The sequence below is a fragment of the Vibrio marinisediminis genome (genome assembly GCF_014050145.1).
GTDB classification, from domain to species: Bacteria; Pseudomonadota; Gammaproteobacteria; order Enterobacterales; family Vibrionaceae; genus Vibrio; species Vibrio marinisediminis.
The window spans coordinates 1-225 of sequence record NZ_JACFYF010000439.1 but is presented as its reverse complement, the minus strand read 5'-3'; the positions used below and the strand labels follow the sequence as shown (position 1 = coordinate 225).

Below are 225 nucleotides of genomic sequence, written 5' to 3'. Positions count from 1 at the left end.
TTTGATATAGAAATAAGAGACAGAAGAGGGACAGAGAACCAAGTGGCAGATCATCTGTCCCGGATAGAGCCAGTAGCAGGGACGTCCCTCCCTTCTACTGAGATCTCAGAGACTTTCCCAGATGAGCAACTATTTGCCATTCAGGAAGCTCCATGGTTTGCAGATATTGCAAATTTTAAAGCTGTGAAGTTCATACCCAAGGAGTACAGTTACATTCAGAGAAAG

Annotated in this window: 1 protein-coding gene; it reads left to right on the top strand. The window is 44.0% G+C overall.

Going from position 1 to position 225, the window contains the following annotated elements; genetic code table 11:
- Positions 1-42 precede the first annotated feature (42 nt).
- The coding region (locus H2O73_RS24545) for a hypothetical protein (protein ID WP_220457806.1) at positions 43-225 on the top strand (183 nt) is incomplete at its 3' end.